We start from the raw sequence: 24905 nt of genomic DNA on the forward strand, positions 1-24905 counted from the left end.
CCGCGCCGGTCGACGAACGTCCGGGCCGGGCCGGGGTCGGGGCCGGGGCCGGGGCCGGGGTCAGTACTCGACGCGACCCTCGCGGTCGTGGAACTCCCCCGTCGGTCCGTCCGCGCCGATCGTGGCCAGTGCCACCGTCGCGTCGGTCCCCTCGGTCACCGTCTGGTGCCCGCCGAACCCGTTGAACTCCGTCGCCGTGTACCCGGGGTCACTCGCGTTCACCCGGAACCCGGGCAGGTTCTTCGCGTACTGCACCGTCAACGCGATGACGGCTGCCTTCGACGCCGCGTACGGGATCGACGGCACCGGGAACTCGTCACGGCCCGGCGTCGACAGCCACCGCGCGAAGCCCACACCCGAGGCGACGTTCACGATGACGGGGTTCGCGGACTCGCGCAGCAGCGGCAGCGCCGCCTGGGTCACCCGCACCACGCCGGTGACGTTCGTGTCGAGCACGGAGCCGATCGCGGCCGCGTCGAGGTCGTCGACCCCGAACGAGGTCCCGAGGACCCCGGCGTTGTTCACCAGGACGTCGAGTTCGGGGATCTCCGCGATCGCCCGGTCGACGCTCCCCTGGTCGGTGACGTCCAGCTGGACGACGTGGGCGCCGAGCGCACGGGCGTCGTCCCCACGGGCCGGGTCGCGCATCCCGGCGTACACGGTGTGCCCCGCCTCGATCAGGCGGCGGGCGGTCTCGAGCCCCAGGCTGCGGTTGGCTCCGGTGATGAGTGTCGTTGTCATGCCCCCACCATCCCGGTCCGGGGTCGGTTCCCCCAGGCACGGGTCGACAGTGGGACCACCAGTACCAGGAAGGCCTGGAGGCGCGGGGCGATGATGGTGCACATGAGCGAGTTCGCGAGTGTGTTGCGTTCCTGGCGCGACCGGGTGCGTCCCGAAGAGGTCGGCCTCCCCGCGGGTCCCGGCCGACGGACCCCGGGTCTCCGACGCGAAGAGCTCGCTGCGCTCGCCGGAGTGAGCGTCGACTACGTGGTGCGGCTCGAGCAGGGCCGCGCCGAGAACCCGTCGGCGCAGCTGCTCGGTGCCCTCGCGACCGCGCTGCGGCTGACCGTGGCGGAACGTGACCACCTGTTCCGGGTCGCCGGGGCCGCGCCGCCGTCGCGTGGGATCGTCCCCCGGCACGTCACGCCCGGTGTGCAGCGCATCGTCGACCGGCTCGGCGACGTGCCGCTGGCGGTGTTCACGGCGACGCACGACATCGTCCTGTGGAACGACCTCTGGGCCGCGGTGAACGGCGACCCCGAGCAGTACTCCGGCATCGAGCGGAACCTCGTGTGGCGGCACTTCATGCACGGCCACGACGGCGTCGCGTGGGACGACGCCCACCAGGAGGACTTCTCGAGCGACCTCGCCGCCGACCTCCGCGCCGCCGTCGGACGCTACCCGGCCGACCGTGACCTCGCCGAGCTCGTCGCCCGCCTCCGTCGTGGGTCGTCCGAGTTCGAGCGGCGCTGGGACACCGGCCGGATCGCCGAGCACCGGGCCAGTCGGAAGACCGTGCACACGCCGGTCGGGCCGATCGAGATCGACTGCGACGTGCTGAGCGTCCCTGGCGGTGACCTCAGGATCGTCGTCTACACCGTGGTGCCGGGCACGGAGGACGCGGCGAAGCTCGACCTCCTGCGGGTGACCGGGCTGCAGCAGTTCACCTCGGCTCCGTCCTGATCTCCCGCGTCGCGTCTGCTCGGATCGCGGCGGCCCCGGTCAGCGACGGTTCAGACCGCGGTGAACACCAGCGACGCGTTCTGCCCGCCGAACCCGAACGAGTTGTTGAGCGCCGACCGCAGTCGAGCGGTGCGCGGGGCACCCGTGACGACGTCGAGGTCGATCGCCGGGTCCTGGTGCTGCAGGTTCAGGGTCGGCGGGACGACACCGGTCTCGATCGCCCGAAGCGACAGGATCGACTCGACCGCACCCGCGGCGCCGAACATGTGCCCGATCGCGCTCTTCGGTGCCGTGACGATCGCACTGCTGCCGACGGCCCGGTTGATGGCCGCGGCCTCGCCGACGTCCCCGACCGGCGTGCTGGTGGCGTGGGCGTTGACGTGGTCGATGTCCGCGCCGGTGAGCCCGGCCATCCGGATCGCCGCGGTCATCGCCCGTTCCTGCTCGCTGCCGTCGGCGAGCGGCGCCGTGATGTGGTGCGCGTCCGAGGTGATCCCCCACCCGGCGAGCGTGCCGTGGGACCGCTGGGTCCGGGCGACGGCGTGGGACGCCCGCTCGAGGACGACGAACCCGGCGCCCTCGCCGAGCACGAACCCGCGCCGCGAGACGTCGAACGGGCGCGAGAGCGTCGCGGGGTCGTCGCCCTCGGGCTTGGCGAGTGCCTGGGACTGGGCGAACGAGGCCATCGTGACCGGGGTGACCGCGGCCTCGGTGCCACCGGCGATGACCACGTCGGCCTCGCCGGTCACGATCAACCGGGCTGCGACGGCGATCGCCTCGGCACCGGACGCGCACGCCGACACCGTCGTGTAGGCACCCGCTCGGGCGCCGAACGCGATGCTGATCTGGGCGGCGGCTCCGTTGGCCATGAGCATCGGCACAGTACGGGGCGACACGCGCCGGGCCCCCGAGGTGCCGAGGACGTCGTGGGCGTCGAGGAGGGTCTCCACTCCCCCGATGCCCGTCCCGACCACGACGGCGAGCCGGTCGCCCTCGACGCTCGGTGCACCGGCGTCGGCCCAGGCCTCTTCGGCGGCGACGAGGGCGAGCTGCTGGCTGCGGTCGAGGCGGTTCGCCCGCACCCGGCCGAGCGCGCCGTCGGCGTCGAGTGCGGCATCGGCCCCGACGCGGATCGGGACCTGGTCCCAGTGGGTGCCGGAGCGGTCGAGGACGTGCACGCCGGAACGCCCTGCGACCAGGGCGTCCCAGAGGACGTCGACGCCGTGGCCGAACGGGGAGACCGCGCCGTAGCCGGTGATGGAGATGTCCACTCAAGACTCCTTCTTGTACGTTGAACAAGTTGAGTTGTACCACGTACAATTCCGACATGGCAACCACGACCGAGGGACCGGGCACCGCCCGCGGCGCAGCGACCCGCGCGAAGATCCTCGCCGCCACGGCCGGCTTGCTCAGCGGTGCAGCCGCGCACGACGGCAGCGAGTCGCACCGCACCGTGACGGTCAGCGAGATCGCGCGCGCGGCCGGGGTCTACCCGAACCAGATCACCCACCACTTCGGCTCGAAGGACCGCCTGGTCCTCGACGCCGCGTTCGCGCTGTTCCTCCGTGACACCACGCGGCTGCAGGCGTCCGGGCGCCGTGCACGGTCGGCGGAGGCGTTCCGCCAGGTCCTCGCGCGGACCGCTCTGGCGATGCCGTCGACCCTGCTCGTCGTGCGCGCGCTCGGGGCGGCCGGCGACGACGCAGCGCAGCGCGAGCGCGTGAGGCTCCTGCTGGCGGTGCTGTTCCGGCAGTCGGAGCGCTACCTCGAGCGGGTCGTCACGGAGCGCGGCTGGTCGAGCCCGAGCGGCGTCGGCCGCGACGCCCGGACGTTCTGGAGCGCCGTCTTCGGCGCGACGCTCCTCGCGGACGCCGGTGTCACCGGCGGTCCGTCCGACCTCGACCTGGCCGGCACCGTCTCCATCACCTGACCCGGCGACGGAACCAGGGGGCTACTCGCCGAAGCCCGACCGCACGAGCGCCACGAGCGCGTCGACCGCGTCCTGCGCGTCCGGTCCCGATCCCTCGATCGTGACGGTCGCACCCTTCGGCAGCGCCAGCGCCATGATCGCGAGCAGGCTCTTCGCGTCCACGCCGTTCACGTGCACGGATGCCTCGTACTTCGCCGCGGTCTTCACGAACTCCGCCGCGGGACGGGCGTGCAGGCCGGTCTCGTTGACGAGTTCGACGCTCTCGGACGCGGCCACGTCGTCGACGGGGCCGGTCCCGGCACCCGGCACCGCGCCTCCAGGCTGGTCGTCGGACGCACTGGAGGCACGGGGTGCGTCCGCCTCGGACGCTGCGGCAGACGCGGCAGCGGCCAGGACCGCGTCGACGTCGCCGCCGGTCTGGGCGGCGACCGCTGCGGCGACGGTCCCCTCGACGAGCGGGGCCCGGGACACGTGCACCCGAGCGCGGGCGTCGTCGTCGAGGAAGTCGAGGGCGGTGTCCGTCGTCAGGTAGGCGGAACCGAGGTCGCACAGGACGACCACCGCGTCCGCACCGGCGAGCTCCTCGATGCCGGCGGTGATCGCCTCGAACGAGGTGCCGATGCCCCCGTCGTCCGTCCCGCCGGCGGCGACGAGCGGCACGTCGGCGGCCATCTGACGGGCCAGCTCGACGGTGCCGCTCGCGATCGCCGCGCTGTGCGAGACGACGAGGATGCCGACGGTCACGCGGCGTCCCCGGCGGCGTCGACCGCGGCGCGGAGGACGTAGACCGACGACTGCGCGCCGGGGTCACGGTGCCCGATCGCGCGCTCCCCGAGGTAGCTCGCACGGCCCTTGTGGGCGACGAGCGGATCGGTCGACTCGGCACCGGTCACCGCGGCGTCGGCGGCAGCCGCGAGCACCTGCTCGGGGCTGTCACCGTCGGCTGCGGCGGCTGCAGCGGCGTCGACGGCGGGCGACCAGGCGTCCACCATCGTCTTGTCGCCGACGGCGGCCTTGCCGCGGGAGACGACGCCGTCGCAGGCGGCCGTGAGCACGGCGACCAGCGTGTCGGCATCGAGCTCGGTCGCGTCACCCGCCGCCTGCGCAGCCTTGAGGTACGCGGTGCCGTAGAGCGGGCCGGCCGCTCCGCCCACGGTCGAGATGAGCTTCGTCGCGACGACCTTGAGCACGGCCCCGGGGGTGTCGAACGAACCGGCCTCGACGGCCTCGAGCACGGCGCGGAAGCCGCGGTCGAGGTTCTCACCGTGGTCCCCGTCGCCGATCTCACGGTCGAGCGTGACCAGCTCGGCCCGGTGCTCGTCGATCGTCGCGGCAGTGCGTCGGACCCATTCGATGGCCCATGCGGTGTCGAGCGCCAATTCGTGTTCCTTCCTGGATGGTGGGCGGTGGTTCAGCGTCCCCAGCGCAGTGCCGGGGTCTCCACCGGTGCGTCCCAGAGGGCGGTGAGTTCGTCGTCGAGCACCGTCACGGTGAGCGAGAACCCCTGCATCTCGAGGGATGTCACGTAGTCGCCGACCAGGCTACGCGTGACCTCGTACCCGCGGTCGGCGAGCACCTCGGCGGCGCGTCGGTACACGATGTAGAGCTCGGACAGCGGGGACCCGCCCATGCCGTTCACGAGGAGCAGCAGCCTCGAGCCGGCCGGTGCGTCGAGGTCGGTGAGGATCGGTTCGAGCACGCGGTCCACGAGCTGGTCGGCGGGCGCCATCGGGATGCGCTCACGGCCGGGTTCGCCGTGGATGCCGATGCCGAGCTCGACCTCGTCGTCGGCGAGCGTGAAAGAGGGTTCACCGGCGTGCGGCACCGTGCCCGAGCTGAGCGCGAGGCCCATCGAGCGTGTGACGTCGTTGACGTGCCGTGCGACGGCGGCGACGGCGTCGAGGTCGTCACCGCGTTCCGCTGCGGCGCCGGCGCACTTCTCGACCACGACGGTGCCCGCGACCCCGCGGCGACCGGCCGTGTAGAGCGAGTCCTGCACGGCGACGTCGTCGTCGACCACGATCGACTCGACCCGGATGTCGTCCATCCCGGCGAGCTCGGCGGCGGTCTCGAAGTTGAGGACGTCGCCGGTGTAGTTCTTCACGATGTGGAGGACGCCCGCTCCCCCGTCGACGGCCTTCGTCGCGGCGACGATCGGGTCGGGCGTGGGGCTGGTGAACACCGGTCCGGGGACGGCGGCGTCGAGCATGCCGTACCCGACGAACCCGGCGTGCAGTGGCTCGTGGCCGCTGCCGCCACCGCTGACGATCCCGACCTTGCCGGACACCGGAGCGTCGGCGCGGTGGATGTGGATCGGGTCCTCGACCAGGACGACGTGCCCGGCGTGCGCACGGGCGAACCCGCGGACGGTCTCGTCGACCACGGCCTGCGGATCGTTGATGAGTTTCTTCATGCTGACCTCCACGGGTGAGGGGGTCGCGAGGGCAGCACACCGCCGTCGTCGACCGGAGTTGCCTCAATCTACATCCCGAGCCCGCGCAGTCGTTCGTGGGTTGTGCACGTTCGTGCAGCGCGGTTCCGCCGCGCAGGGGCCCTGGATGGGTCGGACGCACAGCCGTCCTGCACGTTCGTGCACTTTCCCGCAGTTCGCTCACGATCGCATCGCCCCGCGTCGATCCCCGTCAGTATGCTCGGCCTCAATCACTCAACGGGGAGTGCCGGCGCTGTACCACCGGACCCCCACCCTCACGCACTGGAGGTCACCGATGGACGGCATCGGCGTCAATTTCCTGTCTGAGCTCGTCGGTACGGCGATGCTCATCATCCTCGGTGGCGGCGTCGTCGCCTCCGTCTCGCTCACGAAGTCGAAGGGCTTCGGCGCGGGCTTCCTCATGGTCACGATCGGCTGGGGCTTCGCGGTCTTCGCCGGTGTCACCGTGTCGTACAAGTCCGGCGGCCAGCTCAACCCGGCGGTGAGCCTCGCGCAGGCCATCCTCGGCAACATCACGGTCGGCGAGATGTTCCTCTACTGGCTCGCCCAGTTGATCGGCGCGATCATCGGTGCCGTCATCGTCTGGCTCGCCTACAAGCAGCACTTCGACGAGGAGCCCGACCCCGCCGCGAAGCTCGGCGTCTTCTCCACCGGCCCGGCCATCCGCTCCTACGCCTGGAACGTCGTCACCGAGATCATCGGCACCTTCGTCCTCGTCTTCGTGGTCATCGCCTTCACCAACGGCAAGACCCCGTCCGAGCTCGGCGCCATCCCGGTCGCCTTCCTCGTCATCGCGATCGGTGTCAGCCTCGGTGGCCCGACCGGGTACGCGATCAACCCGGCACGTGACCTCGGTCCGCGCATCGCGCACGCCTTCCTCCCGATCAAGGGCAAGGGCTCGAGCGACTGGGCCTACGCCTGGGTGCCCGTGGTCGGCCCCCTCGTCGGCGGTGCCCTCGCAGCCGGCCTCTCGTACGCCCTGCTCCCCCTCGCCTAGACCCCGCGTCGGGACCCACGACTCCACCACCCCCACTGAACGAACCCGTAAGGAGCACCAATGGCCGACTACATCGTCGCCATCGACCAGGGAACGACCAGCACGCGAGCGATCGTCTTCGACCACTCCGGCTCGATCATCTCCGTCGGACAGAAGGAACACGAGCAGATCTTCCCGCGTGCCGGGTGGGTCGAGCACGACCCCGCCGAGATCTGGGACAACACCCGCGAGGTCATCGGCCAGGCCCTGTCCCGCGCCGACATCACCCGCCACGACGTCGCGGCGGTCGGCATCACGAACCAGCGCGAGACCGCGGTGGTCTGGGACAAGACCACCGGCAAGGCCGTCTACAACGCGATCGTCTGGCAGGACACCCGCACGCAGTCGATCGTCGACAAGCTCGCCGACGGTGACACCGACCGCTACAAGGCGATCGTCGGTCTGCCGCTCGCCACGTACTTCGCCGGCACGAAGATCATGTGGATCCTCGAGAACGTCGAGGGTGCTCGTGAGAAGGCCGAGGCGGGCGACCTGCTCTTCGGTACGACCGACACCTGGGTCCTCTGGAACCTGACGGGTGGTGTGGACGGCGGTGTCCACAAGACCGACGTCACGAACGCGTCCCGCACGCTGTTCATGGACCTCGAGACCCTGCAGTGGCGCGACGACATCCTGGCGGACTTCGGCGTGCCGAAGTCGATGCTCCCGGAGATCGTCAGCTCCTCGGAGGTCTACGGCCACGTCGAGTCGTCCAACCTGCTCCGCGAGGTCCCGATCGCGGGCATCCTCGGTGACCAGCAGGCGGCGACCTTCGGCCAGGCGGCGTTCGACCAGGGCGAGTCGAAGAACACCTACGGCACCGGCAACTTCCTCATCTTCAACACGGGCACGGAGATCGTCCGCTCGGAGAACGGGCTGCTCACCACCGTCGGCTACAAGCTCGGCGACCAGGAGACGCACTACGCCCTCGAGGGGTCCATCGCCGTCACGGGGTCGCTCATCCAGTGGCTCCGCGACAACCTCGGTCTCATCGGCAGTGCCCCGGAGGTCGAGGCCCTCGCCAAGACCGTCGAGGACAACGGCGGCGTGTACTTCGTGCCGGCGTTCTCGGGTCTCTTCGCGCCGTACTGGCGTCCGGATGCCCGCGGCGCGATCGTCGGCCTCACCCGATACGTCAACAAGGGTCACATCGCCCGTGCCGCCCTCGAGGCGACGGCGCTGCAGACCCGCGAGGTCCTCGACGCCGTCAACGCGGACTCCGGCGTGGACCTGACGGAGCTCAAGGTCGACGGTGGCATGACCGCCAACAACGAGCTCATGCAGTTCCAGGCGGACATCCTCAACGTCCCGGTGGTGCGTCCGGTGGTCGCCGAGACGACGGCGCTCGGCGCCGCCTACGCGGCCGGCCTCGCGGTCGGCTTCTGGGCGAACCTCGACGAGCTCCGTGCCAACTGGCAGGAGGACCAGCGCTGGGAGCCCAAGCTCGACGACGCCGAGCGCGACCGCCAGATCCGCCTCTGGAAGAAGGCCGTCACGAAGACCTTCGACTGGGTCGACGAGGACGTCCAGTAGTCACGTCCGTGACGCACTGAGGTCAGCAACGCACTGGAGGCCCGGTGCCGGTCCCACGGACCGGCACCGGGCCTCCAGGCCGTTGCGTGCAGGGCACGTGGCTAGGCGTTGACCCACTCGTCCAGTTTGCGCGCTGCTGCGCCGGAGTCGATCGCGTCGGCGGCAACGAGCAACTGCTCGCGGAACCGCTGCAGGATCGGCCGGTCCACCTGGGCCGGGTCCTGCGCGAGCCGGAAGGCGACCATGCCGGCCGCGGCGTTGAGCAGGACGATGTCGCGGACCGGACCGGACTCCCCCGCGAGGACCCGGTGCACGACACCGGCGTTGTGCACCGGGTCACCGCCCTGCAGGTCCACGAGGCGGGCGCGGGCGATCCCGAGGTCCCGCGGGTCGAGGTCGTGCTCGGTGACGCGGCCGCCGCTGACCTCCCAGATGTGACTGTGCCCGGTGGTGGTGAGTTCGTCGAGTCCGTCGTCACCGCGGAACACGAGCGCCGTGGCCCCGCGCGTCTGGAACACGCCCGTGATGATCGGCACGAGCTCGAGCTGGGCGACGCCCACCGCGTTCGCCTCGCACCGTGCGGGGTTGACCAGCGGGCCGAGGAAGTTGAACACCGTCGGCACACCGATCTCGCGCCGGACCGCGGCCGCATGGGCGAATCCGGGGTGGAACGAGCTCGCGAACGCGAAGGTCATCCCGACACGCCGGAAGGTGTCAGCGACACGCGCGGCGTCCATCGTGAGGTCGAGGCCGAGCGCTTCGAGCACGTCGCTGGAGCCCGACTTCGACGAGCTCGCCTTGTTGCCGTGCTTCACGACGGGCACCCCGGTCGCGGCGATGACGATGGCCGCCATCGTCGAGATGTTGACGGTGCCGACCACGTCGCCGCCGGTGCCCACGATGTCGAGGGCCATCGGGTCGACGTCCAGCGGCACGGCGGCGTCGAGGATCGCGTCACGGAAACCGACGACCTCGTTGACCGTCTCGCCCTTCGCGCGGAGGGCCACCACGAAGGCCGCGATCTGCGCCGGCGTCGCCTGGCCCTGCACGATCTCCTGCATGGCCCATGTGGACTGGCTGATGGTCAGGTCCTTGCGAGCCATGAGCGAACTGATCACGGACGGCCAGGTGAGGAGGTCGAACATGCACCTGATCGTAGTGAATTCGAGAGACCCGCCAGTCTCCTGCGAAAACACTGTCTGGGGTTTCGGCCATAATGGAGGACGTGACTAGCACCCCTCTCTCCAGATCCGCCAGCGGTCCGGTCCTCAACAGGCCGAACGCCGTTGCCGTGGGGACGATCGTGTGGCTGGGCAGCGAGGTCATGTTCTTCGCCGGCCTGTTCGCGATCTACTTCACGTTGCGCAGCACCTCGCCCGAACTGTGGGCGACCGAGACGTCGAAGCTCGAGGTGCCCTTCGCCTCGGTCAACACGATCATCCTGGTGCTGTCCAGCTTCGCCTGCCAGTTCGCGGTCTTCGCCGCCGAGCGCTTCCAGGTGCACCGCACCAGCTGGAACCCCAAGGACTGGGGCATGACGGAGTGGTTCTTCGTCACGTACTGCATGGGCGCGATCTTCGTCTGCGGGCAGATCTTCGAGTACGCGAACCTCTGGCACGAGGGCGTCACGCTCTCGTCCAGCGCCTACGGTTCGGCCTTCTACATGACCACCGGCTTCCACGGCCTCCACGTCACGGGTGGCCTCATCGCCTTCCTGCTGACGCTCGGCCGCGGGTTCGCCGCCAAGAACTTCGGTCACAAGGAAGCGACCACCGCGATCGTCGTGTCGTACTACTGGCACTTCGTCGACGTCGTCTGGATCGGCCTCTTCGCCGTCATCTACCTTCTCAAGTAGGAACTGGATAGCCCCCTCCGCATGTTCAACAGAAGCAAGTCCAAGAAGGGCCGCCGTTCACCGATGGCGACCGTGTCGCTCATCGTCGTCGGTCTCATGACCACCGGCGGTGCGTACGCGCTGTTCAGCTCCTCGGCCAACGCCGACGACAGCACGAGCACCGTGGCGGCCTCCAGCCAGTCGAAGGTCAACGAGGGCCAGAAGCTCTTCGCCTCGAACTGCGCCACCTGCCACGGCCTCTCGGCCCAGGGCACCAGCGAGGGTCCGTCCCTCATCGGTGTCGGTGCCGCGTCCGTCGACTTCCAGGTCGGCACCGGTCGCATGCCGATGGCCGCACAGGGCCCCCAGGCAGAAGAGAAGCCCGCGCAGTTCACGGACGAGCAGGTGGACGCCCTCGCCGAGTACGTCGCATCGCTCGGCCCAGGACCGTCGGTCCCCTCCTCGAGCCTGACCGACGGCAAGGACGGCGACGCGGCCGAGGGTGCGGAGCTCTTCCGCATCAACTGCGCCATGTGCCACAACGTGGCCGGCGCCGGTGGCGCGCTGACCGAGGGCAAGTACGCCCCGAACCTGCAGTCGGTGTCCGGCAAGCACATCTACGAGGCCATGGTCACGGGCCCGCAGAACATGCCGGTCTTCAACGACCTGAACCTCACGCCCCAGCAGAAGGCCGACATCATCACGTACCTCAAGTACGTGCAGGACAACAAGTCGCCCGGCGGCTTCGCCCTCGGCTCCCTCGGCCCGGTGGCAGAGGGTCTGTTCATCTGGATCTTCGGACTCGGCGCGGTCGTTGCGATGACCGTCTGGCTGACCGCGAAGTCCAACTGATCGTCCGTGTCGAACGACACTGAAGGGAACACCATGGCAGAGCACGACGACGAGGCACTGAACTCGTCCTCGGCTGTCGAGAAGCACGGCGCGACCCCGTCGGCGCCCGGCACCGCGGTCCTCCCCGCGGACCCGTTCGAGAACCCGGGCGAGCCGCCGCACCGCCCGCGCCGCACGGACGTCGACCCGAAGAAGCAGCGTCTGGCCGAGCGTCAGGTCGCCACGTACTTCTACCTGTCGATCGTCGGCAGCGTCCTCGCGATCGCCGCCTACGTCGCCTTCCCGATCTCGTCCGACGACTTCGGGACGGTCCGCACCGCGAACCTCTTCCTCGGCCTGTCGATCGCCCTCGCCCTGCTCGCGCTCGGCCTCGGCGCGGTCTACTGGTCGAAGTCGCTCGTCGTCGACCGCGAGATCTCGGAGCTCCGCCACACCACCCGTGGCACGGACGCGACCCGTGCCAAGGCGGTGGAGGCCTTCCAGCTCGCCGACAAGGAGTCCGGCTTCAGCCGTCGCAAGCTGATCCGCAACTCGATGATCGGTGCCCTCGCCGCGTTCCCGCTCCCCGGCATCGTCCTGGTGCGCGACCTCGCGCCGGCGGCCGACCCGAACGAGCTGCTCCGCCACACGTTCTGGAAGTCGGGCATGCGCCTGACCAAGGACCCGACCGGTCTCCCGATCAAGGCGTCCGACGTCACGATCGGCTCGGTCTTCCACGTCATCCCCGACGGGATGCTCGACTCGGAGCACATGCTGGAAGAGAAGGCCAAGGCCGCCGTCCTCCTCATGCGCCTCGACCCGAAGGACCTGAACCCCGCCAAGGGTCGCGAGAACTGGGGGTACGACGGCATCGTCGCGTACTCCAAGATCTGCACCCACGTCGGGTGCCCGGTCGCGCTCTACGAGCAGCAGACGCACCACCTGCTGTGCCCGTGCCACCAGTCGACGTTCGACGTGTCGAACAACTGCGACGTCATCTTCGGCCCGGCCGCACGCCCTCTCCCCCAACTTCCTATCGCGATCGACGACGACGGCTACCTGGTTGCCCAGAGCGACTTCCACGAGCCGGTCGGACCGTCCTTCTGGGAGCGTGAACGCTGATGAGCAGCACCACCACCACCGCACCTGCGACCGACACCAAGCCGGCACCGGAGCGCGGATCCCGCATCATCGGCGGGGTCGCCAACTACATCGACGAGCGCACCAGCATCTCGGGCCTCGTCAAAGAGGTCGGTCGCAAGATCTTCCCCGACCACTGGAGCTTCATGCTCGGCGAGGTGGCGCTGTACAGCTTCGTCGTCGTCCTGCTCTCCGGTACCTTCCTGACGTTCTTCTTCCAGGCGTCGATGGCCGAGGTCGTCTACAACGGCTCGTACGTCCCGCTCAAGGGCGTCGAGATGTCGACGGCGCTGCAGTCCACGCTGAACATCTCGTTCGACATCCGCGGCGGGCTCTTCGTCCGGCAGATCCACCACTGGGCGGCCCTGCTGTTCGTGGCCTCGATCATGCTGCACATGGCTCGCGTGTTCTTCACGGGTGCCTTCCGCAAGCCGCGTGAGCTCAACTGGGTGTTCGGCTTCCTGCTCTGGGTCCTGGCCATGGCCGAGGGCTTCACGGGCTACTCGCTCCCCGACGACCTGCTCTCCGGCAACGGTCTCCGCATCATCGTCGGCATGATCGAGGGTGTCCCGGTGATCGGCGTGTGGATCGCCTACCTGCTGTTCGGCGGCGAGTTCCCGGGCACCGACATCGTCGGCCGCCTGTACACGCTGCACATCCTGCTGCTCCCGGCGATCCTCGTCGCGGTGCTCGGTGTCCACCTCGTGCTCGTCGTCATCAACAAGCACACGCAGTTCGCGGGCCCCGGCAAGACGAACGAGAACGTGGTCGGCGTGCCGATCCTCCCCGCGTTCGCTGCCAAGGCCGGTGGGTTCTTCTTCATCGTCGCGGGCATCCTCGCCCTCATCGCGTCGCTGTTCACGATCAACCCGATCTGGAACTACGGCCCGTACGACCCGTCCCCCGTGTCCGCCGGTACCCAGCCTGACTGGTACATCGGCTTCGCGGACGGTGCGCTCCGTCTGGTGCCGCCGCACTGGGAGGTCGTGTGGTTCGGCTACACGGTGTCGTTCAACATCCTCGCGCCGATCGCGGTGCTGGTGCTGCTCATCCTGGCGATCCTGCTCTACCCCTTCATCGAGGGCTGGGTCACCGGTGACAAGCGTGAGCACCACATCCTCGACCGCCCGCGCAACGCTCCGACCCGCACGGCGTTCGGTGCCGCCGGCATCACGCTGTACGCCAGCCTCTGGGCCGCCGCGTCGTCGGACATCATCGCGACCCACTTCATGGTGTCGATCGAACACGTGATCCACGTGATCCAGGCCACGACGGTCCTCGGTCCGTTCGTCGCCTTCTGGATCACCAAGCGCGTGTGCCTCGCCCTGCAGAAGAAGGACCGCGAGATCGTGCTCCACGGGTACGAGTCCGGCCGCATCGTCCGACTCCCCCACGGCGAGTACATCGAGGTGCACGAGCAGCTCGACGAGTACGAGCGCTGGAAGCTCCTGCAGTTCAACGAGTACAAGCCGCTCATGATCCGCCCGAACGCGAAGGGCAAGATCAGCAGCGTGCAGAAGATCCGCGCCGGGATGTCGCGCTTCTTCTTCGAGGACCGGATCACGCCGGTCACGAAGGCAGAACTCGAGGCTGCGCACGCCGCTCACCACGGTCCCGAGATCGAGGGCGATCACCCCGCCCCCGCGATCGGCGCCGGCAACCACTAGGTCCCTCGGCAAGAACGATCGAACCCCTCGGCCACTTCGTGGTCGGGGGGTTCGTTCATTCGCCTCGTGGGAACACGCCGACCCACGTTCACGGTGGATTCACCGACACGTGCTGGACTCGTCCAGGACGGTGTGGCACTGTGTTGCACCACGCACCCCGCCAACGGAATGAGACCCCGATGGACAGCCGGACGGCCGAACACCCCAGGCCGAACCACTTCCTCCTCCACCTCAGCGACACCCACCTCCTGGCGGGTGACGGCGATCTCTACGGCGACGTCGACTCCGCCGCGCGGCTGACCGAGATCGTCGCCGAGATCGAAGCGTCAGGCACCCGCCCCGAGGCGATCGTCGTCACCGGTGACGTCGCCGACAAGGGCGAACCCGGTGCCTACGCCCGGATCCGCTCGATCATCGAGCCGGCAGCCGAGCGCATCGGCGCGCAGGTCATCTGGGCGATGGGCAACCACGACGAGCGCGGCGCGTTCCGCCAGGAGCTCTTCGGGCTGCAACCGACCAACCGTCCCGTCGACTTCGTCTACGACGTCAACGGCCTCCGCGTGATCACCCTCGACACGAGCGTCCCCGGCGCCCACCACGGCGAGGTCTCCCCCGAGCAGCTCGACTGGCTCGCCGAGGTCCTCTCCGAGGCGGCCCCTCACGGCACGATCCTGGCGATGCACCACCCGCCCGTGCCGAGCGTGCAGGACCTCGCCGTGCTCGTCGAACTCCGCGACCAGGACGCCCTGGCCGAGGTCGTCGAGGGCAGCGACGTCATCGCGATCATCGCCGGGCACCTGCACTACTCGACGAGCGCCGTGTTCGCCGGCATCCCCGTGTCCGTGGCGAGTGCCACCTGCTACACCCAGGACCTCAGCGAGTACCAGGGCGGGACTCGCGGGCAGGACGGCGCACAGTCGTTCAACCTCGTGCACGTGTACGGGCACAACGTCGTGCACTCGATCGTGCCGATCGGCCACTACGCCACCGTGGGCGAGCCGGTGTCCGCCGTCCAGACCGAGGCACGCCTCGCAGCCGCCGGGGTGACCATCCCCGCAGCAGCCGAGCCCGCTCCGGTCACGTCGAGCATCCCGGTGTTCACGCTGGACTCGGTCCCGGTCTCCCCCGTCCACCGCTGAGATCGCAGTCGGGCGGTCTCCCGCGCGCGCCTGGCGCGCCGAAGTGCGATCTCGGCGCCGTCGCGCATGCGCGACCCGCTGGCGGCCCGGAGGCGCGGTGGCGGGCCGCCACCGTGCCTCCAGGCCGGAGGTGGGGGCGTCACGAGCGCGCCGGAGCGGCCCGACGGGCCGCTTCGCGTCCTAGGCGCCGCGACGCTCCCACGGCGCGGGGAACGGGAAGTACCGCTCGAGGAAGTCGGTGACGCGCTGCGTCCGCTCCTCGTCGCTGACCTCCGGGAAGCTGCCGTCGTTGAGGCAGAAGAAGTCGGCGTTCCGCTTCTTGAGCAGGTCGTCGAGCGCCCGCAACCCGGACTGCATCGTCGTGTCGATGTACCGGACCTCGGCGTTCTCCTGCATGATCGCCCGGCCCGTGAGCAGCGAGTAGTAGTGGTACAGCGAGTTGGTCACGGAGATGTTGTCCGCCGCCCGGAAGCGCGACGCCGCCGTGGACCGGAACTCGTCCGCGAACTCGTGCTCCATCTCCGTCATGATCGAGGCCCGCAGCGGGGTCGGTGCGTGCTCGAGGTGCCGGGTGGTGACGGCACCGAACCGCTGCTGCAGCAGGCGACGGTTCACCCGGGCGGAGTTCTCGAAGCCACTGCGCGCCGGATTGTTCGAGCCGAGGCCGATGCGGGTCGTCGCGAGGATGAACTTCGTCACCGAGCCCGGGCTGAAGAACACCGACGGGTCGACGGTGCGGCCGAAGAACATGTCGTCGTTCGAGTAGATGAAGTGTTCGCTGATGCCCGGGATGTGGTGCAGCTGCGATTCGACGGCCTGCGAGTTGTGCGTGGGCAGGACGGACGGGTCGGCGAAGAACTCCTCCGACCGCACGATCCGCACCTTCGGGTGGTCGGCGAGCCACGCCGGCGCCGGGGAGTCGGTGGCGATGTAGATCTGCCGGATCCACGGCGCGAAGGTGTGCACCGATCGGAGGGCGTACTTGAGCTCGTCGATCTGCCGGAAGCGGGCGGGGGCGTCGTCGCCCTCCCCCAGCACGGCACCGGACTGCGCAGCCTGGCGGGCACGCTGGTACTCGATGGCGTTGCCGTCCACCCACGAGAAGACGATGTCGATCGGGAAGCGGATGTCCGAGACGTGGTCGTCGAACATGTGCTCGACGGTGCGCCAGGTCCGGCCGTAGCGCTCGATGTCGACGAGGACGAACTCGTCGATCGGCAGGCTGCGGCGCATCAGGGCGTTCTCGACCGGTGCGAGGACCTCGGTGTCGGTGACGCGCCAGAACTCGAGCTGCACGCTGGTCTCGGCGCCGTAGCGGAGCCGACCGAGCGGCTCGACGCGGGGGCGGAACACGCGGAGGACGGGTTCGTCGACGGAGCCCAGTCCGTCGTCGATGACGAGCACGGCGGGCTTCCGGGGCGGCTTCGCGTAGAACGGCTCGTTCGCGGCGGCGGCCATCACGGCGCTCTCCGCGCGCTGCCGGTCGCGCTCGTCGAGGGCGATCACCGGCCGCTGGTCGTTGCCGCGGATCAGCAGGTGGTCGACGTCACCGGCGGTGAGTGCGTCGTCGAGGAACAGGAGGTCCTCGATCATCGACTGCTGTGGCGTCAGGTGGCCGTTGACGAGGGTCAGACGGCCCTTCCGGACGACGACGTCGGGTCGGTCGAGACCGCCGGACGACGGTCGAGGGTTCAGCAGAGGACTCTCGGTCACCGGCTCGGTCTCGTTGCTCATCCATGCCCTTCGGGTCGTGCGGTCGGGTCCTGCACCCGGCCTTCCGCATCCTACCGTCCAGGCGGACGCTCGGCCCGACGGTGGGCCGGCCAGCGCGAGCGGCGTCCGGTCGGGCCGGTGGGCGCCGCTGCTACGGCCTGGAGGCGCGGGTCGTCTCCGTCTCGCGCGGCACCTTGACGACGATGCCGACGACGATGAACAGGGCGGCCGCGACGAGCTGCAGGGCCGCCCAGACCTCGCCGGTGATCGGCACCACGGCGAGCGGGTTCCAGCACACGGCGACGGCCGCCATCAGGACCGCTGCCCACCAGGCGCGACCGCGCACCGCGAACACCAGGATGATGAGGCTGAGGACCGTCACGCCCCACCGGGCGAACACGAAGCCGGACGAGTCGACGATCGCGACGCAGGCGAGGAGCACCACCGCCGCGAGGAGCGCGGGGGCCAGTGCCGGCCGGGTGTACGGCGGCAGGTCGCCCTTCCCGCGCCCCGCCGTGGGTGCCGGTCCGCTCGGCACGGTGGGTCCGGCGGGCACGCCGTGCTGGGACGACCCCACCGGGGGCCGCCCCTTCCGCGCTGCCATCAGGCGGTGGCCCCGTCGAGGTCGATGGCCTGGATCGAACGGGACATCGGCGGGAGTCCGCGGACGCGCTCGAGCGCCGGCACGAGTTCGCCGACGTACGCCTGGTAGCCCTCGTCGGTGAGGTGCAGGCCGTCGTCGGTGAAGCGGTCGGCGAGGTGGTCCCCGTCGGCCAGCGCCGGCCAGACGTCGAGGTACTGCGCGTGGCAGGTGGCGACGAACTGGCGGAGGTGCCGGTTCGCCTCCTCGATCTTGGTGGCGTACTCGGCCTGGCGCGGCAGGATGGACACGAGCAGCAGGCGGACGCCCGGCAGCTCGCGGCGGAGCGTGACGAGCACCGACTCCACCCCGCGGACGACGTGCTCGACGCTGGCGCGGTGGTTGCCGAAGTCGTTCGTGCCGATCAGGAGCACGATCACCTCGGGCTGCTCGGCGATCACGGCGTCGAGGCGCGCCAGGACACCGTCGGTGGTGTCGCCCCCGACGCCCTGGTTGACGGTTCGCTCGTCGGGCAACCAGGCGTCCCACGAGCCCTGCGCCGTGATGCTGTCACCCAGGAACAGGACCGTGCTGCGTTCCTCGGTCTGTGCTGCGTCCGTGGTCATGCGGCCTCCTCGTGTACCGGTTCCGGGTTCCCATTCTGCTGGGTCCAGTTCCGCCCCGTCGACTCCGTGTGCGAGGACTCGCGCTCGGCGGCGGCGGTGATGCGCTCCACCATGCCCGGGAAGATCACGCCGTGGAACGGCAGGATCGAGTACCAGTACAGGCGTCCGGACAGGCCCTGCGGGAAGTAGATCGCCCGCTGCCGGTAGTCGCTGCCGCCGTCCTCGGCGGGTGTCACGGTCATCTCGAGCCAGGCGCGGCCGGGCGACTTGAACTCGGCGCGGAGCCGCAGGTAGCGCCCGCGGTCGAGTCGTTCGACGCGCCACCAGTCGAGGGCGTCGCCCTGCTCGAGCCGCTTCGGGTCACGACGACCCCGGCTGAGGCCCACGCCCCCGGCGATCTTGTCCATCCAGCCGCGAGCGACCCACGCGAGGGGGAAGGAGTACCAGCCGTTCTCACCGCCGATCGACTCGACGACGCGCCAGACGTCCTCCGCGCTGGCCGACGAGTGCCGCTTCCGGTCGTCCACGTAGACGGTGTGGCCGGCCCAGTCGGGGTCGCTCGGCAGCGGGTCCGCCGGGGTCGCCGCGAGGGTGGCGTTCCGCCAGCTCGTCTCGACCTCGCCGGTGCGCATCCGGCTGAGTGCGAGGCGGACGGCGCGACGGTAGGAGGTGAGTCCGCCCTTCGGCCGCGGCACCACGTCGTCGATGTCGTGCTCGCGCTGGACGCACTCGAACTGGAGCGACTCGATGATCGGGGTCGCCAGCTTCCTGGGGATCGGCGTCACCACGTTGAACCAGTGCGCCGCGAGCCGTGGGGTGAGCACGGGCAGGACCGAGATCGGACGCTGCGGCAGCTTCGCCTCGACCGCGTAGCCGTTGAGCATCTGGCCGTAGCGGAGCACGTCCGGCCCGCCGATGTCGAACGTGCGGTTCACGTCGGCCGGGATCTCGAGCGCCTGCACCAGGTAGTAGAGGACGTCGCGGACCGCGATCGGCTGGATGTGGTTCCGGACCCAGCGCGGCGCGGGCATCCACGGCAGGACGTCGGTGACGTGCCGGATCATCTCGAACGACGTGCTCCCCGAGCCGATCACCACGCCGGCCTGGTACGCGATCGTCGGCACGCCGGAGCGGAGCAGGACGTCCCCGACCTCCTTCCGGCTGCGGAGGTGCTTCGACAGCTCGCCGTCCGGGTGCAGACCGCCCAGGTACACGAACCGGCGGACACCGGCGGCCTTCGCCTCGTGCGCCATCGTCTCGGCAGCCTGGCGCTCCGCCCGCTCGAAGTCGCCCTCGGCCCCCATGGCGTGCGCGAGGTAGTAGACCGCCTCGACGCCCTGCACCGCGGCGCGGACCGCTGCGGCGTCCTGCAGGTCACCCTCGGCGATCTCGACGTCGTCGTGCCAGGGGACGTCCTGGAGCTTCCGGGGGGTGCGGACGAAGACCCGGACGCTGTGCCCGGCTTCGAGGAGACGTGGGACGAGGCGACCGCCGATGTACCCGGTGGCCCCGGTGACGAGGACGTGCATGCGGGGCACGGTACGCGGTCCGGCTCCGGGTAGGCTTGCCGGGTGGACAATGCAGCGTTCCCCGTCGATCCCGAGAACATCAGTGCCGATGCCGTCCGTGGTCTCATCGACCACGCGATCCTCAAGCCCGAGCTGACCCGCTCGGACGTCGACGCCCAGCTCGACGAAGCCGCCGCCTACCGCGTGTTCAGCGTGTGCGTGCGCCCGAGCGATGTGGCCCACGCGGTCGAGCGCCTGCAGGGCACCGGCGTCGGCGTCGGCACCGTCATCGGCTTCCCGCACGGCACCACCTCGACCGGGGCCAAGGTCGCCGAGTCGCTGCAGGCTCTCGCCGACGGCGCCTTCGAGCTCGACATGGTGCAGAACATCGGCGCCGCGAAGTCCGGCGACTGGGAGCGCGTCGAGGCCGACGTCCGCGCCGTGGTCGACGCCGCGGGCAGCACCGTCGTCAAGGTCATCCTCGAGACGGCGTTCCTCACCGACGACGAGATCGTCGCCGCCAGCCGTGCCGCGCAGTCCGCCGGCGCCGCCTTCGTGAAGACCTCCACCGGGTTCGCCGGCGGGGGCGCCACGGTCGAGCACATCCGTCTGATGCGCCAGACCGTCGGTGCGGAGACCGGCGTGAAGGCCTCGGGCGGCGTCCGCGGTCTGGACACCCTGCTCGAGATGGTCGAGGCGGGTGCGAACCGCATCGGGACGAGCGCCTCCGCCCGCATCCTCGACGACGTCGCACACCGCGCCGAGACCGGCGCCGCGTCGGCACTCGGCGACGACACCAGCTCCTACTGAGCCGTCGGGCCGGCGTCCACGACCCGGCCCGACCACCCGACCCGACCACCACGACGGGGCCGGTGCCCACGGACGCGACGCAGCGTCCGGGAGCCGCCCCGCGCCTCCAGTCCGCCGCATCGGAGCGAGCATGACCACCACCGCAACGCAGTCCACCCCGCTGGCCCTGGCCCTCGACCTCGGCGGCACCAAGGTCGAGGCGGCCCTCGTCACCGACCAGGGCGTCGTCCTGCCGGCCACGCGCTTCCGCAGCCCCACCGGGCCCGGCCGCACCTCGGAGGAACTGCAGGCCGCCGTCGACGAGGTCGTCACCGCGGCACTCGCGGCGCTCCCGACGGACGCGACGCTCGTCGGTGTCGGCATCGGCTCCGCCGGTCCCGTCGACGAGGAGCACGGCCTCGTCTCCCCGCTCAACATGCCGGTGTGGCGCGGCTACCCGCTCCGCGACCGTGTGGCTGCACACGTCCCCGACGGCGTCCCGGTCACGCTCCGGATGGACGGGCTGGCGATCACGCTCGCCGAGCACTGGGTCGGCGCCGCGCAGGGCTTCGACCACGTGATGGGCATGATCGTCTCGACCGGTGTCGGCGGCGGGCTCATCCTGCACGGCCGCACCGTCAGCGGTCCGACCGGCAACGCGGGGCACATCGGCCACGTCGAGTGCGGCGGCTTCGACGACCACTGCGCCTGCGGTGGTACCGGCTGCCTCGAGGCCATCGCCAGCGGCCCGAAGACCGTCGCCTGGGCGCAGCGCCAGGGCTTCGGCGGCACCACCGGCGAGGAGCTCTCGGCCGCGTACGCCGCCGGTGACGGGATCGCCGTCGCGGCCGTCAAGCGGAGCGGCCGGGCCCTCGGTCAGGCGATCGCGGCCGCCACGTCGCTCGTCGACCTCGAGGTCGTCGCCATCGGCGGTGGCTTCTCGCACGTCACGCCGGACCTGTTCGAGTACGCGCGGCAGGCCGTTGCCGAGCGTGTGGAGTTCGGCTTCGTCACGAAGGTGCAGATCGTGCCGACCGGGTTGTCCCAGGACGGTCCGCTCATCGGCGCAGCGGCGCTCGTGCACCGCGCTGACGTGCTGCGCTGACGTGCGCAGGCTGCGGTCGGGTCCGCCGGGCCGAGTCTCGGGCCGGGTCTCGTGGCGGGCCGACGGTCGTGAACGCACGCAGCGTCGGCCTGGAGGCGCGTGGCGGGCCCGCGCCGCGCCTCCAGGCCGTCCCGTGCGCACGTCGTCGTGCCGCGCTCGCGTCCCCGGGCGGGTGTCCGCTCTCCACAGGGGTGACGGGCAGGCGAGCGGGTCCGGCAGGATGTGCAGGTGGCCCGCCCCCGACTCCTGACCAGCGATGACTGGCCCGAGTCGGAGCTCCGCGCCGCGGTGCTCGCCGGTGAACTCGTCGCCGTCGGGCCCTGCTGGGCCTCCCCCGCCGAACCGCAGACACCGTCGCTCCGAGCCGAGGCCGCCGCGTGGGTCCTGCGCGACCCGCGCCTGATCGCCGGTACCCGCACCGCCGCGTGGATCTGGGGCGCCACGTCGCGGCCACCGGCCCCGCTCGAGGCCTGCATCCCGCCGCAGATCCGCGTGCACGTCGAGGCGGACGTCCGCCTCCGCGAGGTGATCATCGGCGACGATGACGTCGTGCGACTCGGCCGGCTCCGCGTGACGACGCCGGCGCGCACCGCGGTCGACCTGCTGCGCTCCCCCGGTACCTCGGCCGGGACCATCGGCACAGCCGAGGCGTCCGCCGTGCACGGTCTGCTGGAGATCGGGGCGGTGACCACCGACGAGGTGGTGACGCGGCTCTCCGCCCTCGGGACGATCCCGATGGTCCGGCAGGCCGAACGGCGCCTCCGGGCGCTGCACGAGCCCGCTCAGCGGCTCTGAGGGGCCTTGCCGGCCCTGCCCGGCCTGTGCTGACGCGGGTTCGGCTCAGCCGGCGCTGACGCGGGCTCTGCTCAGCCGGCGCTGACGCGGGCTCTGCTCAGCCGGCGCTGACGCGGGCTCTGCTCAGCCGGCGCTGACGCGGTAGACGTCGTAGACGGCGTCGATCCGGCGGACGGCGTTGAGGACGCGATCGAGGTGGGTCGTGTCGCCCATCTCGAACACGAAGCGACTGAGCGCCAGGCGGTCGGACGACGTCGAGACGGTCGCCGACAGGATGTTCACGTGGTACTCGGTGAGGACCCGCGTGACGTCGCTCAGGAGACCCGACCGATCGAGCGCCTCGATCTGGATCTGCACGAGGAACACCGACTTCGACGACGGGGCCCACTCGACCTCGATCATCCGGTCGGGCTCGTTCATGAGGGACTTCACGTTCGTGCACGACGCCTGGTGGACGGACACACCCTGCCCGCGCGTGATGAAGCCGACGATCTGGTCGCCCGGCACCGGGGTGCAGCACTTCGCGAGCTTCACCAGGATGTCCGGCGCACCACGGACCAGCACGCCGCTGTCACTGTTGCGCAGCTGCCGGCTGGTGACCTGGCGCGGGAAGGTGAGGTCCGGCTCGTCGGACTCGGTCTCGGCCTGGACGTTGCCGAGGACCTTCTCGATCACCGACTGGGTCGACACGTGCCCCTCGCCGACGGCCGCGTACAGCGCGGACACGTCGTCGTAGCGCATCGAGGACGCGACCTCGGAGATGGAGTCCTGGCTCATGATGCGCTGCAGCGGCAGGTTCTGCTTCCGCATCGCCCGCGCGATCGCGTCGCGGCCCTGCTCGATGGCCTCTTCGCGGCGCTCCTTGGTGAACCACTGCTTGATCTTGTTCCGTGCGCGGGGGCTGCGGACGAAGGTCAGCCAGTCCTGGCTGGGGCCCGAGTCGGGGTTCTTCGAGGTGAAGATCTCGACGACGTCGCCGCTCGAGAGCTGGCTCTCCAGCGGGACGAGGCGCCCGTTGACCTTGGCGCCCATCGTGCGGTGCCCGATCTCGGTGTGCACGGCGTACGCGAAGTCGACCGGGGTCGCACCGGACGGCAGGCCGATGACCTTCCCCTGCGGGGTGAAGACGTACGTCTCCTTCGCGCCGATCTCGTAGCGCAGTGAGTCGAGGAACTCGCCCGGGTCGCTGGTCTCCGCCTGCCAGTCCGTGATGTGGGCGAGCCACGCCATGTCGTCGTTCGCCGAGGACGAGTCGACGTCGCGACCGGCGGCGCGCTGCTTGTACTTCCAGTGCGCCGCGACACCGAACTCGGCGCGCTGGTGCATCTCGTGCGTGCGGATCTGGATCTCGACCGCGCGGCCCTGCGGCCCGAGGACCGTGGTGTGCAGCGATTGGTAGAGGTTGAACTTCGGCGTCGCGATGTAGTCCTTGAAGCGGCCGGGCAGCGGCGTCCACCGGGCGTGCACCGAGCCGAGCATCGCGTAGCAGTCGCGGACGGTCGGGACGAGCACGCGGATGCCCACCAGGTCGTAGATCTCGTCGAACTCGCGCCCGCGGACGATCATCTTCTGGTAGATCGAGTAGTACTGCTTCGGGCGGCCCATCACGTCGCCGCGGACCTTGGCGGCCTTGAGGTCCTTCTTGAGCGTGCCGATGACGTTCTGCACGAACTGCTCGCGCTTCGGCTGGCGCTCCTTGACGAGGCTGTCGATCTCGACGTACAGCTTCGGGTGCAGCACCGCGAACGAGAGGTCCTCGAGCTCCAGCTTGATCATCTGGATACCGAGCCGGTGCGCGAGGGGCGCGTAGATCTCGAGCGTCTCCTTCGCCTTCCGGGTGGCGGAGTCGGACTCGACGAAGCCCCAGGTGCGGGCGTTGTGCAGTCGGTCGGCGAGCTTGATGACGAGGACCCGGATGTCCTTCGACATCGCGATGACCATCTTGCGGACGGTCTCGGCCTGCGCGCTGTCGCCGTACTTGACCTTGTCGAGCTTCGTGACGCCGTCGACCAGCATCGCGATCTCGTCACCGAAGTCCGCGCGCAGCTGGTCGAGCTGGTAGTCGGTGTCCTCGACGGTGTCGTGCAGGAGGGCGGCGGCGATGGTGATCGGGCCGATGCCGAGGTCGGCGAGGATCTGCGCCACCGCGACCGGGTGGGTGATGTACGGCTCGCCGGACTTCCGCTTCTGCCCGTCGTGCGCGCGCTCGGCGACGGAGTACGCCCGCTCGATGAGCGTCACGTCGGCCTTCGGGTGGTGCGACCGGACGGTGCGGATCAGGGTGTCGACCGCGCCGGCGGGCTGGGCACGCGAGAAGAGCCGCGGCAGCAGGGACCGGAGGGAACCGAGGTTGCCGGTGGTGTTCGGGCCGAGGGGGCTCGACGGACGGGGCGAGGAACCGGGGCGGCTCGCGGAACCCGGACGGTCGACTCCGTCGCGGCCGTCGCGGCCATCGCGGCCGTCGCCGGTCTGGACAGGCGCGTCGGCGTCCTGCGGCGTGGATGCGCGCGTGTCCGTCATGATGCGTCTCCCGGGGTCTCGGTC

At 70.4% G+C, this 24905-nt stretch carries 23 protein-coding genes; 12 read left to right on the forward strand and 11 right to left on the reverse strand.

Annotated features, from left to right (window positions below; genetic code table 11):
- Window positions 1-60: 60 nt before the first annotated feature.
- A complete protein-coding gene (locus BLT36_RS15360) occupies window positions 61-741 on the reverse strand; it encodes an SDR family NAD(P)-dependent oxidoreductase (RefSeq protein ID WP_092096408.1) in 681 nt (226 codons plus the stop codon).
- A gap of 102 nt (window positions 742-843) precedes the next feature.
- Between BLT36_RS15360 and BLT36_RS15365 the strand changes: the two genes are divergently transcribed.
- Window positions 844-1683 carry a helix-turn-helix domain-containing protein gene (locus BLT36_RS15365; RefSeq protein WP_092096579.1) on the forward strand — a complete coding sequence of 280 codons (840 nt, stop codon included), beginning with the start codon at window positions 844-846 and terminating at the stop codon, window positions 1681-1683.
- Between the two features lie 50 nt (window positions 1684-1733).
- On the opposite strand, the gene BLT36_RS15370 is transcribed toward BLT36_RS15365, so the two are convergent.
- A complete protein-coding gene (locus BLT36_RS15370; RefSeq protein WP_092096410.1) occupies window positions 1734-2954 on the reverse strand; it encodes a beta-ketoacyl-[acyl-carrier-protein] synthase family protein in 1221 nt (406 codons plus the stop codon).
- Window positions 2955-3010: 56 nt separating this feature from the next.
- Between BLT36_RS15370 and BLT36_RS15375 the strand changes: the two genes are divergently transcribed.
- Window positions 3011-3613 (forward strand): TetR/AcrR family transcriptional regulator, encoded by a 603-nt coding sequence (locus tag BLT36_RS15375; RefSeq protein WP_092096412.1) that lies wholly within the window; start codon window positions 3011-3013, stop codon window positions 3611-3613.
- 21 nt (window positions 3614-3634) lie between these two features.
- Here the strand turns inward: BLT36_RS15375 and dhaM are convergent, their stop codons facing one another.
- From dhaM to dhaK, 3 genes are read right to left on the reverse strand one after another with little or no spacing between them, the layout of a single operon-like run.
- Window positions 3635-4357: a dihydroxyacetone kinase phosphoryl donor subunit DhaM gene (gene dhaM, locus BLT36_RS15380; RefSeq protein WP_092096413.1), complete on the reverse strand. Its 723-nt coding sequence runs from the start codon at window positions 4355-4357 to the stop codon at window positions 3635-3637.
- The gene (gene dhaL, locus BLT36_RS15385; RefSeq protein ID WP_092096415.1) at window positions 4354-4992 is read right to left on the reverse strand and encodes a dihydroxyacetone kinase subunit DhaL; all 639 of its coding nucleotides are present in this window, start codon (window positions 4990-4992) and stop codon (window positions 4354-4356) included. The genes dhaM and dhaL overlap by 4 nt, the downstream gene beginning before the upstream one ends.
- A 32-nt stretch (window positions 4993-5024) precedes the next feature.
- Window positions 5025-6026: a dihydroxyacetone kinase subunit DhaK gene (gene dhaK, locus BLT36_RS15390; RefSeq protein WP_092096581.1), complete on the reverse strand. Its 1002-nt coding sequence runs from the start codon at window positions 6024-6026 to the stop codon at window positions 5025-5027.
- Between the two features lie 313 nt (window positions 6027-6339).
- Between dhaK and BLT36_RS15395 the strand changes: the two genes are divergently transcribed.
- The gene (locus BLT36_RS15395; protein WP_092096416.1) at window positions 6340-7062 is read left to right on the forward strand and encodes an MIP/aquaporin family protein; all 723 of its coding nucleotides are present in this window, start codon (window positions 6340-6342) and stop codon (window positions 7060-7062) included.
- A gap of 60 nt (window positions 7063-7122) precedes the next feature.
- Complete coding sequence (gene glpK / locus BLT36_RS15400) at window positions 7123-8634, forward strand: glycerol kinase GlpK (protein ID WP_092096418.1); 1512 nt, start codon at window positions 7123-7125, stop codon at window positions 8632-8634.
- Between the two features lie 101 nt (window positions 8635-8735).
- Here glpK and trpD read toward each other — a convergent pair whose 3' ends face one another.
- Window positions 8736-9779: an anthranilate phosphoribosyltransferase gene (gene trpD, locus BLT36_RS15405; protein ID WP_092096419.1), complete on the reverse strand. Its 1044-nt coding sequence runs from the start codon at window positions 9777-9779 to the stop codon at window positions 8736-8738.
- A gap of 71 nt (window positions 9780-9850) precedes the next feature.
- Between trpD and BLT36_RS15410 the strand changes: the two genes are divergently transcribed.
- The 5 genes from BLT36_RS15410 to BLT36_RS15430 all read left to right on the forward strand — a co-directional run bounded on the left by BLT36_RS15410 (window position 9851) and on the right by BLT36_RS15430 (window position 15245).
- Window positions 9851-10489 carry an aa3-type cytochrome oxidase subunit III gene (locus tag BLT36_RS15410; RefSeq protein WP_058743205.1) on the forward strand — a complete coding sequence of 213 codons (639 nt, stop codon included), beginning with the start codon at window positions 9851-9853 and terminating at the stop codon, window positions 10487-10489.
- A 21-nt stretch (window positions 10490-10510) separates the two neighbouring features.
- On the forward strand, window positions 10511-11320 hold the full coding sequence (locus tag BLT36_RS15415; protein WP_092096421.1) for a cytochrome bc1 complex diheme cytochrome c subunit: 810 nt from the start codon (window positions 10511-10513) through the stop codon (window positions 11318-11320).
- A gap of 33 nt (window positions 11321-11353) precedes the next feature.
- Window positions 11354-12421, forward strand: coding sequence for a cytochrome bc1 complex Rieske iron-sulfur subunit (locus tag BLT36_RS15420; RefSeq protein ID WP_175529673.1), 1068 nt, complete (start codon window positions 11354-11356; stop codon window positions 12419-12421).
- Window positions 12421-14106: a cytochrome bc1 complex cytochrome b subunit gene (locus tag BLT36_RS15425; RefSeq protein WP_092096422.1), complete on the forward strand. Its 1686-nt coding sequence runs from the start codon at window positions 12421-12423 to the stop codon at window positions 14104-14106. The genes BLT36_RS15420 and BLT36_RS15425 overlap by 1 nt, the downstream gene beginning before the upstream one ends.
- 179 nt (window positions 14107-14285) lie before the next feature.
- Window positions 14286-15245 (forward strand): phosphodiesterase, encoded by a 960-nt coding sequence (locus tag BLT36_RS15430; RefSeq protein WP_092096424.1) that lies wholly within the window; start codon window positions 14286-14288, stop codon window positions 15243-15245.
- A gap of 180 nt (window positions 15246-15425) precedes the next feature.
- On the opposite strand, the gene BLT36_RS15435 is transcribed toward BLT36_RS15430, so the two are convergent.
- The 4 genes from BLT36_RS15435 to BLT36_RS15450 form a co-directional block, all read right to left on the reverse strand.
- Window positions 15426-16979: a stealth conserved region 3 domain-containing protein gene (locus BLT36_RS15435; protein WP_092096426.1), complete on the reverse strand. Its 1554-nt coding sequence runs from the start codon at window positions 16977-16979 to the stop codon at window positions 15426-15428.
- 130 nt (window positions 16980-17109) lie between these two features.
- Window positions 17110-17562 carry a DUF6804 family protein gene (locus BLT36_RS15440; RefSeq protein WP_175529674.1) on the reverse strand — a complete coding sequence of 151 codons (453 nt, stop codon included), beginning with the start codon at window positions 17560-17562 and terminating at the stop codon, window positions 17110-17112.
- On the reverse strand, window positions 17562-18164 hold the full coding sequence (locus tag BLT36_RS15445) for a GDSL-type esterase/lipase family protein (RefSeq protein ID WP_092096427.1): 603 nt from the start codon (window positions 18162-18164) through the stop codon (window positions 17562-17564). The genes BLT36_RS15440 and BLT36_RS15445 overlap by 1 nt, the downstream gene beginning before the upstream one ends.
- Window positions 18161-19693 carry an SDR family oxidoreductase gene (locus BLT36_RS15450; RefSeq protein ID WP_092096429.1) on the reverse strand — a complete coding sequence of 511 codons (1533 nt, stop codon included), beginning with the start codon at window positions 19691-19693 and terminating at the stop codon, window positions 18161-18163. The genes BLT36_RS15445 and BLT36_RS15450 overlap by 4 nt, the downstream gene beginning before the upstream one ends.
- A gap of 42 nt (window positions 19694-19735) precedes the next feature.
- On the opposite strand from BLT36_RS15450, the gene deoC reads away from it, so the two are divergent.
- From deoC to BLT36_RS15465, 3 genes are all read left to right on the forward strand, one after another.
- The gene (deoC, locus tag BLT36_RS15455) at window positions 19736-20482 is read left to right on the forward strand and encodes a deoxyribose-phosphate aldolase (RefSeq protein ID WP_302847120.1); all 747 of its coding nucleotides are present in this window, start codon (window positions 19736-19738) and stop codon (window positions 20480-20482) included.
- Window positions 20483-20612: 130 nt separating this feature from the next.
- A complete protein-coding gene (locus BLT36_RS15460) occupies window positions 20613-21566 on the forward strand; it encodes an ROK family protein (protein WP_092096430.1) in 954 nt (317 codons plus the stop codon).
- Window positions 21567-21794: 228 nt separating this feature from the next.
- Window positions 21795-22361: a type IV toxin-antitoxin system AbiEi family antitoxin gene (locus BLT36_RS15465; protein WP_175529675.1), complete on the forward strand. Its 567-nt coding sequence runs from the start codon at window positions 21795-21797 to the stop codon at window positions 22359-22361.
- 123 nt (window positions 22362-22484) lie between these two features.
- On the opposite strand, the gene BLT36_RS15470 is transcribed toward BLT36_RS15465, so the two are convergent.
- A complete protein-coding gene (locus tag BLT36_RS15470) occupies window positions 22485-24881 on the reverse strand; it encodes a RelA/SpoT family protein (protein ID WP_254787686.1) in 2397 nt (798 codons plus the stop codon).
- Window positions 24882-24905: the final 24 nt, after the last annotated feature.

The sequence above is a fragment of the Curtobacterium sp. UNCCL20 genome, from assembly GCF_900101675.1.
Taxonomy (GTDB): domain Bacteria; phylum Actinomycetota; class Actinomycetes; order Actinomycetales; family Microbacteriaceae; genus Curtobacterium.

Excerpts from the sequence above, each read along its gene's own strand:
- BLT36_RS15360 (WP_092096408.1), bottom strand. The coding sequence starts at position 741 with ATGACAACGACACTCATCACCGGAGCCAACCGCAGCCTGGGGCTCGAG.
- BLT36_RS15365 (WP_092096579.1), top strand. The coding sequence starts at position 844 with ATGAGCGAGTTCGCGAGTGTGTTGCGTTCCTGGCGCGACCGGGTGCGT.
- BLT36_RS15460 (WP_092096430.1), top strand. The coding sequence starts at position 20,613 with ATGACCACCACCGCAACGCAGTCCACCCCGCTGGCCCTGGCCCTCGAC.
- BLT36_RS15415 (WP_092096421.1), top strand. The coding sequence starts at position 10,511 with ATGTTCAACAGAAGCAAGTCCAAGAAGGGCCGCCGTTCACCGATGGCG.
- BLT36_RS15440 (WP_175529674.1), bottom strand. The coding sequence starts at position 17,562 with ATGGCAGCGCGGAAGGGGCGGCCCCCGGTGGGGTCGTCCCAGCACGGC.
- BLT36_RS15470 (WP_254787686.1), bottom strand. The coding sequence starts at position 24,881 with ATGACGGACACGCGCGCATCCACGCCGCAGGACGCCGACGCGCCTGTC.
- BLT36_RS15410 (WP_058743205.1), top strand. The coding sequence starts at position 9,851 with ATGGAGGACGTGACTAGCACCCCTCTCTCCAGATCCGCCAGCGGTCCG.
- trpD (WP_092096419.1), bottom strand. The coding sequence starts at position 9,779 with ATGTTCGACCTCCTCACCTGGCCGTCCGTGATCAGTTCGCTCATGGCT.
- BLT36_RS15435 (WP_092096426.1), bottom strand. The coding sequence starts at position 16,979 with ATGAGCAACGAGACCGAGCCGGTGACCGAGAGTCCTCTGCTGAACCCT.
- BLT36_RS15395 (WP_092096416.1), top strand. The coding sequence starts at position 6,340 with ATGGACGGCATCGGCGTCAATTTCCTGTCTGAGCTCGTCGGTACGGCG.
- BLT36_RS15425 (WP_092096422.1), top strand. The coding sequence starts at position 12,421 with ATGAGCAGCACCACCACCACCGCACCTGCGACCGACACCAAGCCGGCA.
- BLT36_RS15445 (WP_092096427.1), bottom strand. The coding sequence starts at position 18,164 with ATGACCACGGACGCAGCACAGACCGAGGAACGCAGCACGGTCCTGTTC.
- BLT36_RS15420 (WP_175529673.1), top strand. The coding sequence starts at position 11,354 with ATGGCAGAGCACGACGACGAGGCACTGAACTCGTCCTCGGCTGTCGAG.
- glpK (WP_092096418.1), top strand. The coding sequence starts at position 7,123 with ATGGCCGACTACATCGTCGCCATCGACCAGGGAACGACCAGCACGCGA.
- BLT36_RS15375 (WP_092096412.1), top strand. The coding sequence starts at position 3,011 with ATGGCAACCACGACCGAGGGACCGGGCACCGCCCGCGGCGCAGCGACC.
- BLT36_RS15430 (WP_092096424.1), top strand. The coding sequence starts at position 14,286 with ATGGACAGCCGGACGGCCGAACACCCCAGGCCGAACCACTTCCTCCTC.
- dhaK (WP_092096581.1), bottom strand. The coding sequence starts at position 6,026 with ATGAAGAAACTCATCAACGATCCGCAGGCCGTGGTCGACGAGACCGTC.
- BLT36_RS15450 (WP_092096429.1), bottom strand. The coding sequence starts at position 19,693 with ATGCACGTCCTCGTCACCGGGGCCACCGGGTACATCGGCGGTCGCCTC.